17 protein-coding genes are annotated in these 17,587 nt (G+C 61.7%); 12 read left to right on the forward strand and 5 right to left on the reverse strand.

The genetic code is table 11. The annotated features are described in order from the left end of the window. Nucleotides 1-62: 62 nt before the first annotated feature. The 3 genes from ACXADQ_RS02425 to arsC are packed head-to-tail and all read left to right on the forward strand — an operon-like array spanning nt 63 to nt 1,788. On the forward strand, nt 63-401 hold the full coding sequence (locus ACXADQ_RS02425; protein ID WP_475314853.1) for a DUF952 domain-containing protein: 339 nt from the start codon (nt 63-65) through the stop codon (nt 399-401). Further along, on the forward strand, nt 398-1,456 hold the full coding sequence (locus tag ACXADQ_RS02430; RefSeq protein ID WP_475314858.1) for a quinone-dependent dihydroorotate dehydrogenase: 1,059 nt from the start codon (nt 398-400) through the stop codon (nt 1,454-1,456). The genes ACXADQ_RS02425 and ACXADQ_RS02430 overlap by 4 nt, the downstream gene beginning before the upstream one ends. After that, nucleotides 1,453-1,788: an arsenate reductase (glutaredoxin) gene (arsC, locus tag ACXADQ_RS02435; RefSeq protein ID WP_475314862.1), complete on the forward strand. Its 336-nt coding sequence runs from the start codon at nt 1,453-1,455 to the stop codon at nt 1,786-1,788. The genes ACXADQ_RS02430 and arsC overlap by 4 nt, the downstream gene beginning before the upstream one ends. On the opposite strand, the gene ACXADQ_RS02440 is transcribed toward arsC, so the two are convergent. Genes ACXADQ_RS02440 through ACXADQ_RS02450 form a run of 3 tightly spaced genes read right to left on the reverse strand, consistent with a single transcriptional unit; the run spans nt 1,785 to nt 4,031 of the window. Then, nucleotides 1,785-3,101: an MATE family efflux transporter gene (locus ACXADQ_RS02440; RefSeq protein ID WP_475314867.1), complete on the reverse strand. Its 1,317-nt coding sequence runs from the start codon at nt 3,099-3,101 to the stop codon at nt 1,785-1,787. The two genes, arsC and ACXADQ_RS02440, sit on opposite strands and share 4 nt — an antisense overlap. Then, a complete protein-coding gene (locus tag ACXADQ_RS02445) occupies nt 3,094-3,606 on the reverse strand; it encodes a PaaI family thioesterase (protein ID WP_475314871.1) in 513 nt (170 codons plus the stop codon). Before ACXADQ_RS02445 ends, ACXADQ_RS02440 begins: the two co-directional genes overlap by 8 nt. Further along, nucleotides 3,603-4,031 (reverse strand): PaaI family thioesterase, encoded by a 429-nt coding sequence (locus ACXADQ_RS02450; RefSeq protein WP_475314874.1) that lies wholly within the window; start codon nt 4,029-4,031, stop codon nt 3,603-3,605. Before ACXADQ_RS02450 ends, ACXADQ_RS02445 begins: the two co-directional genes overlap by 4 nt. Nucleotides 4,032-4,143: 112 nt before the next feature. On the opposite strand from ACXADQ_RS02450, the gene ACXADQ_RS02455 reads away from it, so the two are divergent. The 7 genes from ACXADQ_RS02455 to ACXADQ_RS02485 all read left to right on the forward strand — a co-directional run bounded on the left by ACXADQ_RS02455 (nt 4,144) and on the right by ACXADQ_RS02485 (nt 12,609). Next, nucleotides 4,144-5,298: a putative manganese transporter gene (locus tag ACXADQ_RS02455; RefSeq protein WP_475314878.1), complete on the forward strand. Its 1,155-nt coding sequence runs from the start codon at nt 4,144-4,146 to the stop codon at nt 5,296-5,298. Nucleotides 5,299-5,387: 89 nt separating this feature from the next. Beyond that, nucleotides 5,388-5,759 carry a MerR family transcriptional regulator gene (locus ACXADQ_RS02460; RefSeq protein ID WP_475314880.1) on the forward strand — a complete coding sequence of 124 codons (372 nt, stop codon included), beginning with the start codon at nt 5,388-5,390 and terminating at the stop codon, nt 5,757-5,759. Between the two features lie 240 nt (nt 5,760-5,999). Next, nucleotides 6,000-6,407, forward strand: a complete 408-nt coding sequence (locus ACXADQ_RS02465) for a MerR family transcriptional regulator (protein WP_475314882.1) — start codon at nt 6,000-6,002, stop codon at nt 6,405-6,407. Between the two features lie 40 nt (nt 6,408-6,447). After that, nucleotides 6,448-8,226: an acyl-CoA dehydrogenase C-terminal domain-containing protein gene (locus ACXADQ_RS02470; protein ID WP_475314884.1), complete on the forward strand. Its 1,779-nt coding sequence runs from the start codon at nt 6,448-6,450 to the stop codon at nt 8,224-8,226. A gap of 247 nt (nt 8,227-8,473) precedes the next feature. After that, nucleotides 8,474-9,100 (forward strand): glutathione S-transferase family protein, encoded by a 627-nt coding sequence (locus ACXADQ_RS02475; RefSeq protein WP_475314887.1) that lies wholly within the window; start codon nt 8,474-8,476, stop codon nt 9,098-9,100. Between the two features lie 74 nt (nt 9,101-9,174). Continuing rightward, nucleotides 9,175-10,386 carry an acetyl-CoA C-acetyltransferase gene (locus ACXADQ_RS02480; protein ID WP_475314890.1) on the forward strand — a complete coding sequence of 404 codons (1,212 nt, stop codon included), beginning with the start codon at nt 9,175-9,177 and terminating at the stop codon, nt 10,384-10,386. A 21-nt stretch (nt 10,387-10,407) separates the two neighbouring features. Beyond that, nucleotides 10,408-12,609 carry a 3-hydroxyacyl-CoA dehydrogenase NAD-binding domain-containing protein gene (locus ACXADQ_RS02485; RefSeq protein ID WP_475314892.1) on the forward strand — a complete coding sequence of 734 codons (2,202 nt, stop codon included), beginning with the start codon at nt 10,408-10,410 and terminating at the stop codon, nt 12,607-12,609. Between the two features lie 126 nt (nt 12,610-12,735). On the opposite strand, the gene ACXADQ_RS02490 is transcribed toward ACXADQ_RS02485, so the two are convergent. After that, nucleotides 12,736-13,380, reverse strand: a complete 645-nt coding sequence (locus ACXADQ_RS02490) for a sulfotransferase family 2 domain-containing protein (protein WP_475314896.1) — start codon at nt 13,378-13,380, stop codon at nt 12,736-12,738. A gap of 134 nt (nt 13,381-13,514) precedes the next feature. On the opposite strand from ACXADQ_RS02490, the gene ACXADQ_RS02495 reads away from it, so the two are divergent. Continuing rightward, entirely contained in the window at nt 13,515-15,140 is a 1,626-nt protein-coding gene (locus ACXADQ_RS02495) for an AMP-binding protein (protein WP_475314900.1), read from the forward strand. A gap of 81 nt (nt 15,141-15,221) precedes the next feature. Then, entirely contained in the window at nt 15,222-16,253 is a 1,032-nt protein-coding gene (locus tag ACXADQ_RS02500) for a hypothetical protein (RefSeq protein WP_475314904.1), read from the forward strand. A 1-nt stretch (nt 16,254) separates the two neighbouring features. Here the strand turns inward: ACXADQ_RS02500 and ACXADQ_RS02505 are convergent, their stop codons facing one another. Beyond that, nucleotides 16,255-17,547 (reverse strand): SPOR domain-containing protein, encoded by a 1,293-nt coding sequence (locus ACXADQ_RS02505; RefSeq protein WP_475314908.1) that lies wholly within the window; start codon nt 17,545-17,547, stop codon nt 16,255-16,257. Between the last annotated feature and the right edge of the window lie 40 nt (nt 17,548-17,587).

A 17,587-nucleotide genomic window follows, 5' to 3' on the forward strand; every position in this document is an offset into this window, starting at 1 on the left:
CCAAGGGCGGGCAAACTCCCTTCTGGCTTGACCCCGCCCAGCCCGCGCGGCATGTCAGGCCCATGCTGATTTACAAGATATTCCGGGCCGATGAATGGGCCGAGCTGGAAACCAAGGGGCAAACCCAAGGCGCACCGGTCGATCTGGCCGATGGCTTTGTGCATTTCTCGACCGCCGAGCAGGCCGCCGAAACCGCCGCCAAGCATTTCGCGGGCGAGGACGGGCTGCATCTGCTAGCCGTTCAGGCCGACACGCTGGGCGACGCGCTGAAATGGGAGCCCTCGCGCGGTGGTGCGCTGTTTCCCCATCTTTACCGCGCTCTAAATCTGTCGGATATCGCATGGCACCTGCCCTTGCCGCTGGTGGATGGGGCGCATCAATTCCCGGAAGGTATGGAATGACTCCGCTGGAAAAACTGGGCCTGTTCGCCCTGCACAAGGTTGACCCTGAAACCGCGCATGGCCTGTCGATCAAGGCGCTGCAACTGGGGGCCGCGCCGCTGGCCGGGTTGGTGACGTCTGAACGGCTGCGCACCACGGTTGCGGGGCTGAACATGGCCAACCCGGTGGGTCTGGCGGCGGGCTATGACAAGAACGCGCAGGTTTTGTCGCCCCTGTCGCGCGCCGGGTTCGGGTTTGTCGAGGTCGGCGCCGCCACGCCCCGCCCACAGCCCGGCAACCCCAAACCGCGCCTGTTCCGCCTGACCGAGGACGCCGCGGCCATCAACCGGTTTGGTTTCAACAACGAGGGGATGGAGGCGATCGGCGCCCGTCTGGCGCAACGCCCTCGCGACATGGTGCTGGGCCTGAACCTGGGCGCCAACAAGGACAGCGAGGACCGCGCCGCCGATTTCGCCCGCGTGCTGACCCATTGCGGGCCGTATCTGGATTTCGCCACGGTCAACGTGTCTTCGCCCAACACCGAAAAGCTGCGTGATTTGCAAGGGAAGGACGCGCTCTCGGCGCTGCTGGCCGGGGTGATCGATGCCCGCGCCGAGCTGGACCGCAAAATCCCCGTCTTCCTGAAAATCGCCCCCGATCTGAGCCCAGAGGAATTGGCGGACGTGGCCGAGGTCGCGCTGACATCGGGCATTGACGCGGTGATCGCCACCAACACCACCCTGTCGCGCGACGGGCTGCAAAGCGAGCACCGCGATCAGGCGGGCGGACTGTCCGGCGCGCCTCTGTTTGAAAAATCCACCCGCGTGCTGGCGCGTCTGTCCGTCTTGACCGAGGGCAAGCTGCCCCTGATCGGGGTCGGCGGGGTGTCCAACGCCCAGCAGGCCTATGCCAAGATCCGTGCCGGGGCTTCGGCGGTGCAGCTGTATACGGCGCTGGTCTATCACGGCTTGTCGCTGGGCGCCGAGATCGCCAAGGGGCTGGACAAGCTGTTGGAACAAGACGGATTTGACAACGTGGCCCAGGCCGTGGGCACCGCGAAAGAGGACTGGCTATGATCACCATTTGGCACAACCCCCGCTGTTCGAAATCGCGCCAGACTCTGGCCCTGCTAGAAGGGCGCGATGTAGAGGTACGCAAGTATCTGGAGGACGCGCCCTCGGTGGACGAGCTGCGCGCCGCGCAGGCCGCTTTGGGCCTGTCCGTCATTGAAATAATGCGCACCAAAGAGGCGCTGTTCAAAGAACTGGGCCTGACCAAAGACGCCCCCGACGACACCCTGCTGGAGGCCATGGCCGCCAACCCCAAACTGATCGAACGCCCCGTTGTATTCGCCAATGGCAAGGCGCGTCTGGGCCGCCCGCCCGAGCAGGTGTTGGAAATCCTCTAAGCCTCTGCTTCGGCCTCGAGCGCGGGATAGCGCCAGGCCAACGTCACCCCCCGCGCTGCAAAGGAAATCAGCAGCGCGGCCCACAGGCCGTGATTGCCAAAGGCCGGCAGCAGCACCGCCAGCGCGGCCAAATAGATCACAAAACTGACCGCCATCATGTTGCGCATATCGCGCCCGCGCGTGGCCCCAATAAAGATCCCGTCCAGCATCCAGCTGGCAGCCCCGATAAAGGGCGCAGCGACCATATAGATCAGGAACACGCGCGCCTCGGCCCGGACCGGATCAGATGTGGTCATCAGATCAATGATCCAGCCCCCCGCCACGGCAAAGCCCAGCGTCAGCCCGATGGCCACAAGGGTCCCCCATAGGCTGGACAGCATGGCCCCACGTCGCAGCGCCGCACGATTGCGCGCGCCCAGTGCCTGGCCCACCAAGGTCTCGGCGCCAAAGGCGAACCCGTCCAGCGCATAGGCGGTGATGTACAGGAATTGCAGTAGCACCTGGTTGGCCGCCAGCGTCGTGTCCCCGAAATCCGCGCCCAGCAGCAGGAACGAGATAAAGATCGCCTGCAACATCAACGAGCGCAGCATGATATCCACGTTCACGGTCATCATATGCTTCACTTTGATCCGGTCAAAAACACGCGCCCAATCGCGCCATGCGGGCGTTACAAAGGCGGGGCGGCAAAACCACAGGCCCAGCGCCAGACCGCTCCACTCGGCGCAGAATGTGGCCAGGGAAACGCCCTGCACGCCCCACCCGAGCCCCAGCACGAACCACAGATCCAACAGAATATTCAGCCCGTTCATCCAGACTTGGATTGCCAGAACGGCCCGGGTGCGTTCCTGCGCGATCAGCCATCCGGTGACGCCATACAGCGCGATGGCGGCCGGGGCGCTGTAGATGCGGATGCTTAGGTAATCGCGGGCCAGGCTTTCAACCTCGGGGCTGGCGGGCGACAGCAGGAAGGCCCCGCGAAAGATCAAAGCTTGCAGCAGGATGATGGCCAGGCCCGCCGTGGCCGCGATCATCAGCGCGCGGGTCAACAGGGCCGAAACCTCGCCCCGGTCCCCAGCCCCATGGGCCTGAGCCGCCAAACCCGTGGTGCCCATACGCAGGAAACCGAAAATCCAGTATGTGCCGGTCAGGATCACCGCGCCAACCCCCACTGCGCCGATGGGGGCCGCCTGCCCCATCTGCCCGACAACGCCGGTATCCACGGCCCCCAGAATGGGCACCGTGGCGTTGGACAAAACGATGGGCAGGGCGATTTTCAACACGCGCTGGTGCGTGATCGCCTTCAGGTCAGCCATCCGATTGCGGCATCAGGAAATGCCCGGTGGCCTGGGCAAAGTTGCGGTGTCGGTTGTCCTGCCAGGCCTCGACATGCACGCTGGCGTACCGCCGGCCCGAGCGGTTGATCTGTGCGCGGGCATAGGCGTCGCGCGGCAGGCCCGAGCGCAAATAGTCCACCGTGAAGTCAATTGTCTTGGGCAAGCGCGGCAGCGCACCGCCGACCAGTTGCTCGGCGTCCAGCTTGCCGCTTTCGATATCGTCCCACAGATAGGCCCAGCTGAGCCCGATAATGGCCGTGACCTCTAGAAAGGCGGCCGTCACCCCGCCGTGGATGGCCGGCAGCATCGGGTTGCCGATCAGCTTTTCTTCGAAGGGCAGAACAGCCGTCAGTTCGTCGCCGCGCCGATCAAATTCGATTCCCAGAAACTGGATATAGGGCACGCCATGCACCAGCGCGTTCAGCGCGGCGTCGCGGCGCTGTTTCACTACCTGCATCGGTTCTGGCTTGGGTCGTTTGTTCATTTGCCGATCCCTTCGACGGTAAAGGCCCCGCTGGCCGTGGCCACGGGCAGGTCTTCGTCATCGTCCAGCGCCTCGGCGCGCACGAAGGCCACCGTATTGGTGATACGATAGCAATGCGCGCGGGTGCGGATCGCCTGCCCCGGCGTTGCGGCGCGCATATAGTCGATCCGCAGGTCAATCGTGGCCGTCCCTCCCGGGGCCTTGGGGTGGCTCATCACCGCAGCGCCGCAAGTGGTATCCAGCAGGGCAAACACGGCCCCGCCATGGATCACGCCGGTCTTGGGATCCCCGATAAAGCGCTCGTCATAGGGCATCTGCATCTCTGCCCGTCCCTGATCGATGCTGGTGAACTCCATCCCCAGCGCCTTGGCATGGGGAATTGCGGCGATGAACTGGCGGGCAATGGTGTCTTTGTCGGGTGCCAAAGGGACCTCCAAGCGGGCTTTGTATGCAGATGCAGTATTTTTTGGGCCAGAATCCCCAGAGTGCAAGAATTAGTTCTTGCAATTGCGAATAATTCTCATATGCATTTCAACCATGACACAGCTCGATACAACGCCTCCGGCCCCGCATAGCTCGTTCCAACCTGGATATCTGGGCCCGTTTCGGGCGCGCCGGTTACCTTACGTCATATTGCTGCTGGTTCTGGCGCTTGTCCCCGGAGAGCTGGGCGGATTGACCCGCGAGCTGATGCTGGACGCCTATTTCCAGGTCTCGGTGTTCGTCGCGATGACCTTGTTGCTGTTCTACGGATCCGAGCGTTTGTTCAAGTTCAACATCGGTACAGCCCTGCAAAACGCCAAGATGGCGCAGGTGCCCCTGGCCGCGCTGCTGGGCACCACGCCGGGCTGTGGCGGTGCGGTGGTTGTGGTCGCGGCCTATAGCTCGGGGCATGTCGGATTTGGCGCGGTCGTGGCCACGCTGACGGCCACCATGGGCGACGCGGCGTTTCTGCTGATCGCGACACGTCCCGACGCGGCGGCGGTGGTTCTGCCTCTGTCCTTTGTTGTGGGCGTATTGTCTGGTTGGATCGTCGATAAGATGGATGTCGTCGCCCCTGCGACCGACCCCTCCAAATCCCTCGAGCCCGTCCGCATCGGAGCCCTGCGCCCGCGCGACATCGCGTTCCTGGTTGCGGCTCTGCCTGGCTTTGTTTTTGGGGTGCTGCAACTGCTGCAATCGCCTTTGTATGATGCTGCCCCTGCGGCTGTCCTCAGCACAATTGGTCTGGGCGGGACCTTCCTGGGCCTGCTGATCTGGGCTCTGTCGCCGCTGCATGCGATGACCAATGCCACGGATTCGCCGACCACCCGTATGGCCGAAGAGACCAGCTTTATCGCGGTTTGGGTGATCGGCGCCTATCTGGCCTATGATTATCTGGTGGTCTTCACGGGGCTGGATCTAAAAGACGCCTTCCAGACCGTGGCCCCATTGCTGCCGCTGATCGGCATTCTGGTCGGATTTATCCCTGGCTGTGGCCCCCAGGTGCTGGTGACCACACTGTATATCAACGGAGCCCTGCCCTTTGCCGCGCTGATCGGCAACGCGATTTCCAACGATGGTGATGCGCTGTTCCCGGCGATCGCGCTGAACCCGCGTACGGCGGTGCTGGCCACGCTTGTATCGGCCGTTCCGGCGGTGATCGTGGCCTATGGGTTCTATTTCCTGGCCCCAGGCTTCATGAACCCGTGACGCCACGTTCTGACCTTACGTAAAGGGGCTGGTCAACCGCGTGCTGCTGATGCAAAGTGTTCGCAACCTAACGAATACGACCGCTTGGAATGTCTGAAACACGCCTGACCTTCAAAGAAATGTGCGCGAAGTTCGATGTGACTCCGCGCACATTGCGCTATTACGAATATATCGAGCTGTTGCAGCCCGAGCGCGAGGGCCGGTCGCGATTTTACGGCCCGCGCGAAGTGGCCCGCATGACCCTGATCCTGAACGGTCGCCGCTGGGGTTTCTCGTTAGAGGGGATTCGCCAATGGCTGTTGATCTACCATAACGAAGGCACCCAGGCGCAGATGGAGGCCTGGGTTCGGGACGCGACGGCGCAGCTGGAAACCCTGAAGGAGCAGCGCCGCCAACTGGACATTGCGATCCAGGAACTGACCGAATTGCGCGACGAAACTGCGGCATCCCTAAAGACCTGATCCAACCTGAACGCGACTCTATTCTGCGGTCCAGGCGCCGGAATCTGGCCGAGTCTCAGGCCATTTCCAGCTTGACGTCGCGAAAGGAAATTACCGTTACAGTAGCGTTACGTTAATTGATCTTACGTCAAGCGCGAAGTGACGTAGCGTACCGATTACGTCAACGTCAATTTGTATTGTATCGATGAGGTCGACGCATAAATTCTTGACCATCCGTTAAATCATCGGAGGGCAAGGATAATGTCTACGACGAACGAAACTATGACGATCCGGGAAATGTGCGACGCGTTTGGGGTCACTGCACGCACGCTACGTTTCTACGAAGCAAAGGAACTGTTGTTCCCGATCCGGGAAGGCCAGAAACGCCTGTTCACCCATCGGGACCGCGGCCGGCTAAAGCTGATCCTGCGCGGCAAGCGCTTTGGCTTCAGCCTGGAGGAAATCCGCCAGCTTCTGGATCTGTACCACATGGGGGACGCCCAGCTGACCCAGCTGGAACGCACCCTCGAAGTCGCTCAGGACCGCCTGCGTGACATGCAACGGCAACGCGATGAGCTGAACGAGGCCATCGACGAGCTGAAAGAACAGATGAGCTGGGGCGAAAAAATGATCACCTCGCTCAGACAAGAGAAGAAGGCCGCCGAGTAACTCTGACCGAGGACCTTGGGAATTAAGTGGGAGAGAGACCATGCCGAGCTATACCGCACCCGTGAAAGACATGCAGTTCGTGCTGCACGATCTGTTGAAAGTCAGCCAGTCCGACATTCCGGGCTATGACGAGCTGGAATCGGATTTCACCTCGGCTGTTCTGGAAGAAGCCGGCAAGATCACGTCCGAAGTACTGGCCCCGCTAAACGTGGTCGGGGACAAGGAAGGCTGCGTTCTGGAAAACGGCGTGGTCCGCGTGCCCACCGGGTTCCAGGAAGCCTTTGATCAGGTGCGCGAGGGCGGCTGGACCGGTCTGGACCTGCCCGAGCAATATGGCGGTCAGGGCATGCCCTATGTCATGGGCATCGCCGTGGGCGAGATGTTCAGCTCGGCCAACCAGGCGTTCTCGATGTATCAGGGCCTGACCCACGGTGCGGCCTCGGCAATTCTGGCGCACGGTACCGACGCGCAAAAAGACACTTATCTGCCCAAGATGGTGTCCTGCGAATGGACCGGCACCATGAACCTGACCGAACCCCACTGCGGCACCGATCTGGGCCTGATGCGCACCAAGGCAGTGCCCCAGGACGATGGCACCTATAAGGTTTCGGGTCAGAAGATCTTTATCTCGGCGGGTGAGCACGAGATGGCGGACAACATCATCCACCTGGTGCTGGCCAAAATCCCCGGTGGCCCCGACGGCATCAAGGGCGTGTCGCTGTTCATCGTGCCCAAGTTCATCGTCAACGAAGACGGCACCCCCGGCGCCCGCAACGGCGTCAGCTGTGGCAATATCGAAGAGAAAATGGGCATCCACGGCAACTCGACCTGCGTGATGAACTATGACGAGGCCACCGGTTACCTGCTGGGGGACGAACACAAGGGCATGCGCGCCATGTTCACCATGATGAACGAGGCCCGCATCGGCGTCGGCATGCAGGGCCTGACCCAATCCGAAGCCGCCTATCAGAACGCGGTGGAATACGCCAAGGACCGCCTGCAGGGCCGCGACGTGACCGGTGTGAAAAACCCCGATGGCCCCGCCGATCCCCTGATCGTGCACCCGGATATACGCCGCAACCTGATGGATCAGAAATCCTTTATCGAAGGCGCGCGCGCCTTCATCCTGTGGAGCTCGACCCTGATCGACCAGGCCCACCGCAGCGGCGACAAAGACGCCGACGGCCTGATCAGCCTGCTGACCCCGGTCATCAAGGGCTTCCTGACCGATGAAGGGTACGACATGACCGTGCAAGCCCAGCAGGTCTATGGCGGCCATGGCTATATCGAGGAATGGGGCATGTCCCAGTTCACCCGCGACGCCCGGATCGCCATGATCTATGAAGGCGCCAACGGCGTGCAAGCGCTGGACCTGGTCGGTCGCAAACTGGCCGCGGACGGCGGCAAACACGTGATGGCCTTCTTCGAGATGGTGAAAACCTTCCTGAAAGAAAACGACGGCAACGAAAAGCTGAAAGCCGACTTCCTGGACCCGCTCAAGGCAGCCTCCAAGGATCTGCAAGCGGCTGGCATGTACTTCATGCAAAACGGCATGAAGAACCCCAACCACGCGCTGTCGGGCTCGTATGATTTCATGCACCTGTTCGGCCACGTGTGCCTGGGCCTGATGTGGGCGCAAATGGCCAAAGTCTCGCTGGAAGCGCTGGAGAACGGGACCGAGGACCCGGCCTTCTATGAATCCAAGCTGACCACTGGCCGGTTCTACATGGCGCGCCGCTTGCCCATCACCGCAACCCACCTGGCCCGCATCAACAGCGGCGCCGACACGGTGATGTCGCTGGATGCCGAGCAGTTCTGATCAATGCCGGGGCAGGGTGTTCCTGCCTCGCAACCGCGTTCAAATCTCGCCCTTGCTCAGAGGGAGGAGAGGAAGGAATTTGAGTATTTGAAGAGCAAAGAAAGGCGCTGCGGTCTTGGATGTCCCCTGTTTCGCCAGTTCCAGTCTGAACTGACGGTGGGTCATTGTGAAACCAACTGCTTTTCTTCGTTCTGAAAATACTCAAACTCTGAACAAGAAACCGGCGCGACCATGGGAGGATGTGAGCATGCCTATCAAGCTGTACTGTTTTGGAGAGAGCGGGAATTCATACAAGGCGGCTTTGGCATTGGAGCTGAGCGGTCTGGATTGGGAACCTGTGTGGGTGGATTTCTTCAACGGTGCCGCGCGCAGCGATGAATATCGCGCCTTGAACGTTATGGGGGAGGCGCCGGTTTTGGTGGATGGGAACACGACCCTGACACAGTCGGGTGTGATCCAGATGTATATTACTGAAAAGACTGGAAAGTTCGGCGGCGCAACGGCCGAAGAGGCGCGCGAAGTGATGCGCTGGATGTTTTGGGACAATCACAAAATGTCCAGCCAGGCCGGGATGACCCGATTCCTGATGAACTTCTTGCCTGAAAAGCACCGCAACGCCGATGTGGTTGCCTTCAACCAAGGTCGGTTGCAGGCCGCGCTGAAGGTGCTGGACCAAGCGCTGGAAGGCAAAGACTGGCTGGTTGGGGATGGCGTGAGCAATGCCGACCTCAGCTGCTGTGGATATTTGTACTACCCCGAGCCCTTTGGCTTTGATCGCGCGGCCTATGCAAATATTGACCGCTGGCTGGGCAACATCAGTGCCCTGCCGGGATGGCAACATCCCTTTGATCTGATGCCGCGTTCGGGCGGGTAATCGAAATAATTTCGGCCAATCGCAGGACGGTTGGCTGGTGAACTGAACTCTAGTCATAAAGTGGAAGGCGAAAAATGACCGAAGCCTATATCTATGACGCCGTGCGCACGCCGCGTGGCAAGGGCCGCCCGGATGGGTCGCTGCATGAGGTCACCGCGGTGCGGATGTCCTCGAATGTGTTGAACGCCTTGAAGGATCGCAATGGTCTGGAGGGCCACGCCGTCGAGGACGTGATCTGGGGCAACGTCACTCAGGTGATGGAGCAAGGCGCCTGCTTGGCCCGGACCGCTGTTTTGGCCTCGGATTTGGACGAATCCATCCCCGGCCTGTCGATCAACCGCTTCTGTGCCTCGGGTATGGAGGCCGTGAACCTGGCGGCCAACCAGGTCAAAGGCGGTGCGGGGGATGCCTATATCGCTGGGGGCGTGGAAATGATGAGCCGCGTGCCCATGGGCAGCGACGGGGCCGCAGTGGCCGCTGATCCGTCGGTCGCGCTGGACAAATATTTTGTTCCGCAGGGGATCTCCGCTGACATCATTGCCACCGAATACGGGTTCACCCGGGATCAGGCCGATGCGCTGGCCGTGGAATTGCAAAAGCGCGCGCAGGCTGCGTGGGACGACAACCGTTTCGCCAAATCCGTGGTGCCGGTGACAGACCAGAACGGCCTGACCATTCTGGACTATGACGAATTCATCCGGCCCGGCACCGACATGCAGGGGCTGGGCGCGCTGAAACCATCGTTCAAGGACATGGGCGAGGTGATGCCGGGCTTTGATAAGGTCGCGATGCTGAAATACCCGCATCTGGAGCGGATCAACCACATCCACCACGCGGGCAACAGCTCGGGTATCGTGGATGGCTCGGCTGGTGTGCTGATCGGCAACGCAGATTTCGGCAAGAAATACGGTCTGAAGCCGCGCGCGCGCATCCGTCAGACCTGCAAAATCGGCACCGAGCCCACGATCATGCTGACCGGCCCCGTGCCCGCCACGCAGAAAATCCTGAAAGACGCCGGCATGCAGTTCAGCGATATTGATCTGTGCGAGGTCAACGAGGCCTTCGCCAGCGTCGTGCTGCGCTTCCAGCAGGCGTTTGATGCGGACATGGACAAGGTGAACGTCAATGGCGGCTCGATCGCGATGGGCCACCCGCTGGGCGCCACCGGGGCCATCATCATCGGCACCCTGCTGGACGAGCTGGAGCGCCAGGACAAAGAGGTCGGCCTGGCCACTTTGTGCATCGCGTCCGGCATGGGCGCCGCCACCATCATCGAGCGCGTGTAATTCGGGGCAGGAGTGACAGACATGACTGATTTCATCATGACCAAAGACGCCGAGGGCGTCGCCACCATCACCTGGGATTGCCCCGGTAAATCCATGAACGTCATGAGCGCCGAGGCTCTGCTTCTGCTCAGCGATCTGATCGACGACGCGCTGGCCGACGAGGCCGTCAAAGGCGTGATCATCACCAGCGGCAAGAAGGATTTCGCCGGTGGGATGGACCTGAATGTCCTGGCCAAGATGAAGGCCGACGCGGGCGACGATCCCGCGCGCGGCCTGTTCGAGGGCACCATGAAAATGCACGGCCTTCTGCGCAAGATCGAGCTGGCCGGGATGGACTTCAAAACCAAGAAAGGCGGCAAGCCGATCGCAGCCGCCCTGCCCGGCACCGCCGTTGGCATCGGGCTGGAACTGCCCCTGTCCACGCACCGCATCTTTGCCGCCGACAACCCCAAGGCCAAGATCGGCCTGCCTGAAATCATGGTCGGCATCTTCCCGGGCGCGGGCGGCACCACGCGACTGGTGCGCAAAATGGGCGCGATGGGCGCGTCGCCGTTCCTGCTGCAAGGCAAGCTGGTCAATCCGAAGAAGGCCAAAGGCGCTGGAATCATTGACGAAGTTGTCGAGGATCCGATTGCCGCGGCCCGCGAATGGGTGCTGAACGCCAAGGACGCCGATCTGGTGAAACCTTGGGACGCGAAGGGCTATAAAATGCCCGGCGGCGCGCCGTATCATCCGGCTGGTTTCCCCACTTTCGTGGGTGCCTCGGCCATGGTGAACGCCAACACTAATGGTGCTTTCCCTGCCGCCAAGGCCCTGCTGAGCGCGGTCTATGAAGGCGCCCTGGTGCCCTTTGACACCGCTCTGAAAATCGAGGCCCGCTGGTTCACCAACATCCTGATGAACCCGTCCTCGTCCGCGATGATCCGCTCGCTCTTCCTGAACAAGGAAGCGTTGGAAAAAGGCGCCGTGCGCCCCAAGGACGTGCCCGATCAGACGGTCAAGAAAATCGGCGTTTTGGGGGCCGGTATGATGGGGGCTGGCATCGCGCTGGTCAGCGCGCAGGCCGGGATGGAAGTGGTCTTGATCGACCGCGACCAGGAAGCCGCGGATCGTGGCAAGGCCTACTCGGAATCCTATATGGACAAGGGCATCAAACGCGGCAAAGCCACCCCTGAAAAGAAAGAGGCGCTGCTGTCCAACATCACCGCCACCCCCGATCTGGACGCGCTGAAAGGTTGTGATCTGATCATCGAGGCGGTGTTCGAGGACCCCGGTGTGAAAGCCGAGATGACCAAGAAGGTCGAGGCGATCATCCCCGAGGATTGCATCTTTGCCTCGAACACCTCGACCCTGCCGATCACCGGTCTGGCCAAGGCCTCGGTGCGGCCCGAGCAGTTCATCGGCATTCACTTCTTCAGCCCGGTTGAACGCATGCTGCTGGTCGAAATCATCAAGGGCAAGGAAACCGGCGATCGGGCCGTGGCCAAGGCGCTGGATTACGTCCGCCAGATCCGCAAGACCCCGATCGTCGTCAATGACGCGCGCTTCTTCTACTGCAACCGCTGCATCATCCCCTACATGAACGAGGCCATGCGCATCGTGACCGAAGGCACCCCGGCGGCGATGGTGGATCACGCTGCGCAGCAGCTGGGCTTCCCTGTGGGGCCGATCCAGCTGACGGACGAAACCTCGGTCGATCTGGGCGCCAAGATTGCCCGTGCGACCAAGGCCGCGATGGGCGACGCCTATCCTGAAAGCCCCTCGGACGATCTGATCTTCTGGATGGAAGAGCTGGGCCGTCTGGGTCGCAAATCCAAGGCCGGTTTCTTTGACTATGACGAAAAGGGCAAGCGCCAGGGATATTGGCAGGGCATCACCGAAAAATACCCGGCTACGGACGAATTGCCCGCCATGCAGGACGTCAAAGACCGCCTGATGTTCGCCCAAGTGCTGGAAGCCGTTCGCGCGCTGGAAGAGGGTGTTGTCGAGGACATCCGCGAAGGGGATGTGGGCGCTATCCTGGCCTGGGGCTTTGCGCCCTGGACGGGCGGGCCCTACAGCTGGCTGGACATGCTGGGCGCTGAATATGCTGCCGCACGGTGTGACGAGCTGGAAGCGGCCTATGGCGAGCGCTTCAAGTGCCCCGATCTGCTGCGGGATATGGCGGCCAAGGGGCAGAGCTTCTATGGCCGGTTTGACCCCGAGGCAAAATCCGCCGCCTAAGCGGGATGGATGGGAAAAAGCGCGCCTCCGGGAAACCGGGGGCGCGTTATCTGTTCAGCGGACTGCGCTGTCGCGCAGGCTGGATCAGCCCTTCGGGCCGCTGGCGCTGTGTTGAGAGCGCGAGGATTATTCATAGCTGTAGCCGAAACGGGCGATGTCGGAGGCGCAGACTTGGCCGATCAGATCGGCATCGGCCTGCGTATAATACCGGTGATAGCCAACGCGGTTCGAGCGGTTCTCGTGGCTCAGTTCCAGTCGAAAACCGAGATGATCCCAGAGCGGTTGAGCATCCTGGTCAAAATGTTCAAGCCGAATATAGGCGTTGCAATGTTCGCGACCGCGCAGGTCGGTCATGTAGAAGCTGTAGGGCGCAGATTTCAGCGACAGTTGGGTATGCGGATGGTTGATGAACCCGCTGAAATCATGGGATTTTGACAGGCGCACAGCGGGGTGGTCGAATCCTTGTTCGCGCAGCCAGTGATAGTAGCTGACCACGCGATCCCAGGGGTTTCTGACCAGCGTGAAGGTGAAATAGGTGTCGATCTGCGCAGGTGTCGCCAGCCCGTCGATATCCGCCAGAGTCGAGTGTTTCCACAGCCGCCCCGCCGCCTGCGCCGGGTCAACGCGCGAGCGGCGGCGCTTGGCTTTGGGGGTGTCGCCCAGCATGATGTCCTCTTTTTGGGCGCGGCTTTCCAAGGCCAGCGCCATCGAGGTGCCCCCCGTTTTCGGAATATGGATGAAAATGTATTGGCGGCCGTGTGACAGGATCATGGGCTGGACGCTAGCGGATTGAGATTGGGGCGAAAAGTCGAAATTCCGGGCCTCTACGCATTCCTACGAATTGTGCGCGGCGGGAATCGCTCGCATACTCTGGCACGACTTGAAGACCGCCAGAGGAGGACGCTATGGGCTGGATGCAGGACGAAACCGGGCTGGAAAAGAACGCGGCGAACTATGTGCCATTGACCCCGCTGTCGTGGCTGAACCGGGCCCGCGAGGTGTTCCCGGACGTGTTGGCCGTGGCCTATGGCTCCCATCGCAAGACCTATGTGGAGTATCACGAGCGGGTGACGCGACTGGCCTCGGCGCTGGTCAAGCTGGGGGTGCAGCCCGGTGATGTGGTGGCCACGGTCATTCCCAACCTGCCCGCCCAGGCCGAGGCGCATTTTGGCGTGCCCGCCTGTGGGGCCGTTCTGAACACGATCAACACCCGGCTGGAAACCGATACGATCGCCTATATCCTGGATCATGGCGGTGCCAAGGTGGTGCTGGTGGATCCCCAATTCCTGCCCGTGGTCGCTCAGGCCATCGAGGATATGGAAGGCCCTGCCCCCATCGTGATCGAGGTGGCAGATGATCAGGCCGGGGTGCACGCGCATGGGCACTATATGGAATACGAGGACCTGCTGGCCTCGGGCGATCCCGATTTCCAGTGGATCATGCCGCAGGACGAATGGGAAAGCATCGCGCTGAACTATACCTCGGGCACGACGGGGCGGCCAAAGGGCGTGGTTTACCACCATCGTGGCGCCTATCTGAACGCGATGGGCCAGGCGATCAGCTGGCGGCTGCAACTGCATCCGAAGTATCTGACCATCGTGCCGCTGTTTCACTGCAACGGCTGGTGCCATACGTGGTTAATGCCCGCCTATGGTGGCACCGTGATCTGCTGCCGCGACATCACCGCCAAGGCCGTTTACGACGCGATCGCAGACGAGGGCGCGACCCATTTCGGGGGGGCTCCGATCGTGTTGAACACGCTGGTGAACGCGCCAGAAAGCGACCGGCGCGACTTTGATCATGTGGTCGAGGTCTTTACCGCCGGCGCCCCGCCCGCCCCCGCGACCCTGGCCAAGATTGAACCGATGGGCTTCAACGTCACGCAGGTCTACGGCCTGACCGAGGTCTATGGCCCCGCCACCGAATGCACCTGGAAAGAGATGTGGGAACCGCTGGAGGGCGCGGATCGTGCGGCGATCAAGGCGCGTCAGGGCGTGGCCATGCCGATCTATGAACACATCACCGTCGTCGACGAAAAAATGCAGCAAATCCCGATGGATGGCACCACCCAAGGCGAGATCGTGATGCGTGGCAACGGGGTGATGAAAGGGTATCTGAAAAACCCCGAAGCCACCGCCGAGGCCTTCAAAGGGGGCTATTTCCACACGGGCGATATCGCGATTCAGCACCCCGATACCTATGTGCAGATCGCGGATCGGGCCAAGGACATCATCATCTCGGGCGGGGAAAACATCAGCTCGGTCGAGGTCGAAGGCGTGCTGATGGGGCACCCGGATGTGCTGCTATGTGCGGTGGTGGCCAAACCCGATGAAAAATGGGGCGAGGTGCCCTGTGCCTTTGTTGAACTCAAGGACGGCCACAGCGCAGACGAGGCTGGGATGATCGCCTATGCACGTGAGCATCTGGCCGGGTTCAAAACCCCGAAAAAGGTTGTGTTCCAGGAACTGCCCAAAACCTCGACCGGGAAAATTCAGAAATTCGAGCTGCGCACCATCGCGAAGTCGCTGTAAATCTTGTGAACGGGGGCGGATGGACGCCCCCGCCCTGCCCGTGTTATCCAACAGATAACGAAAGAGGCAGGGCAGCCCAGAATGACGGCACTTGAGAAATACCAGCGGATCGAAGCCTCTGGTCTTTGGCGCCCCGACGCAGACACACAGCGCCGCGAGGTGATCGTGTCCATCGGGGACGCGACCCTGATCATCACAGACATGCAGGAACGGGCGCTGACCCATTGGTCTCTGGCCGCGATCGAGCGCGCCAATCCGGGCGAGCTGCCCGCGATCTATCACCCCGACGGCGATCCCGACGAGGTTCTGGAACTCTCGCAGGACGAGGCCGAGATGATCGGCGCCATCGAAAAACTGCGTCAGGCGGTGGGACGTGGGCGCGCGAAACCCGGCCGGCTGCGGCTGCTGATCCTGTCCTTTGTGGTCCTGTCGGTGCTGATTTTGTCGGTTGCCTGGCTGCCCGGTGCCATGCTGCGCCACACCGTCCGCGTCGTCCCCGAGGCCAAGCGCACCGATTTGGGCACTCGTCTGTTGGCCCATGCACAGCGACTGACCGGGCAGGAATGCCAGGCGCCTGGCACGGCTCCGGTTCTGGGGCATCTGGCGGCGCGCGTCCAACTGAACGGGCAAAGCGCACGGCAAATCGTGGTGATGCGCGCGGGATTGTCAGAGACCGTGATGCTGCCCGGCCAGATCCTGTTGATCAGCCGTCGCTTGATCGAAGAATACGAGGATCCCGCCGTGGCTGCGGGCTTTATCCTGGCCGAGCTGACGCGCAGCGCTGACTCGGATCCCTTGGCGCAACTTCTAGATCAAAGCGGGTTTGCGGACACGCTGCGCTTGCTGACAACAGGCACCCTGCCCGATCAATCGCTGGCTGGATACGCAGAAACCGTTCTGTCCCAGCCACGCAGCCCGGTTTCGGACCCGTCGCTGCTACACGCTTTTGCGCAGGCCAAAATCCCCGCCGCGCCCTATGCCTATGCCGTGGATGTGTCGGGCGAGGCGACCCTGCCCCTGATCGAGGCCGACCCGATGCGCGGTCAAACCGTGCCGGTCATTCTGGACGATGCGGAATGGGTGCGGTTGCAGGAAATCTGCAACACGCAGTGATTTAGCGCAGGAATGCGTCGCTGAACCCGGCGCGACGGGCCGTGGACAGGGCAGCGTTCAGTTGCTGCGCCGATCCGAACGGACCTGCCATCACGATCTGATATTGCTTGCCGCCCTTGCTGTAGCGTCCGATGCGAACCGGCAGACCCGAGTTTTGCAGCCGCGCGGCGGTGCGCTGCGCATTTGCGGGAACTCCAAAGGTCCCGACCTGAACGTATTTTTTGCCCGTGGCCCGAACCGGCTGCGTGGCCGGAGCAGACTTGGTCGACACCACAGCACGGGGTTTCACCGCTTTGCGCGTTGTGCTCTTGGTCGCCACAACCGGGGTCTTCTTGATATAGGTAAACGCTTCGGTCCGCTGTTGCTGAGCGAGGCTGGTATAGGGATAGACGACGTTCGGGTGATAGCGCGTCACGTCCTTGCCGGTGCGCTGGTCGATCAGTTTGCGCGGTACGGTGTTGGTCCAGATCAGCCCCATCTGAGCGGCGCCTGCGGCGGTTTGCTGGGCACGGCGCGGGTTCAGACGATCGTCTTCCCAAACAGGGCGGTATCCGGCGGGCACTTGCACGCCTTGCTTGGCCTCAATCTGGGCGGCGTAAACATGCTTGGGGACGATCCGCGTTTGCGGAGCCACAGCGCGGGGCGAAACCACCACGGGCGCCGCAGTCCGCACCGGAGCCGCCTGGATCACGGGCGCTGCCACGATCTTGCCGGACGAGCCATCGCTATAGCTGATCGGCAAATCCGCCTGAGGCCCGCAACGCAGGCCCGAACCGGTCATATATCGACTGCTGGCCCCAAAACCCGGACAGGCCGAGGCCATTTTCGGCGCTTCGATACGTGCGGGGGCGACGCGTTTGGGCGACGGGGCCGCCACGACCGTTGGTTTGACCACAGCAGGCGCGGGTTGCGTGGCACGAACCACGCGCTGCGGCACGGGTTTGGCCCGCACAACGGGTTTCGGAGCGGGCTTGGTGGCCTGAACCACCCGAGTTTTGGGCGCAGGCTTGGCCGCTGGTTTGGGAGCAGGCGCCGGAGCGGCCTTGGCAAAGGTCGGTTTCGCGCCGCAAATCGGCTGACGCGAGCGCGTCACGCGCGGCACCCAGGTCACGTTTCCATCCACACCAGCGCGAATATACACACAGCCGCGACTGTCCACATATTGCTTGGCCTTATATGTCGCGGGCGGAAATTCCGCGGGGATCCCCGAGGCCCCAAGCCCTTGGGCAAACGCGCCAGACCCACCAAGGATCAGGGCAAGAAAAGCGGACGAGAGTACTTTTGAAAACGGCATGGGAACCCCTTGAACAGGCTTTTGCCGAAACTTGCACGAT

The organism is Thalassovita sp. ABM4_323 (assembly GCF_056158665.1).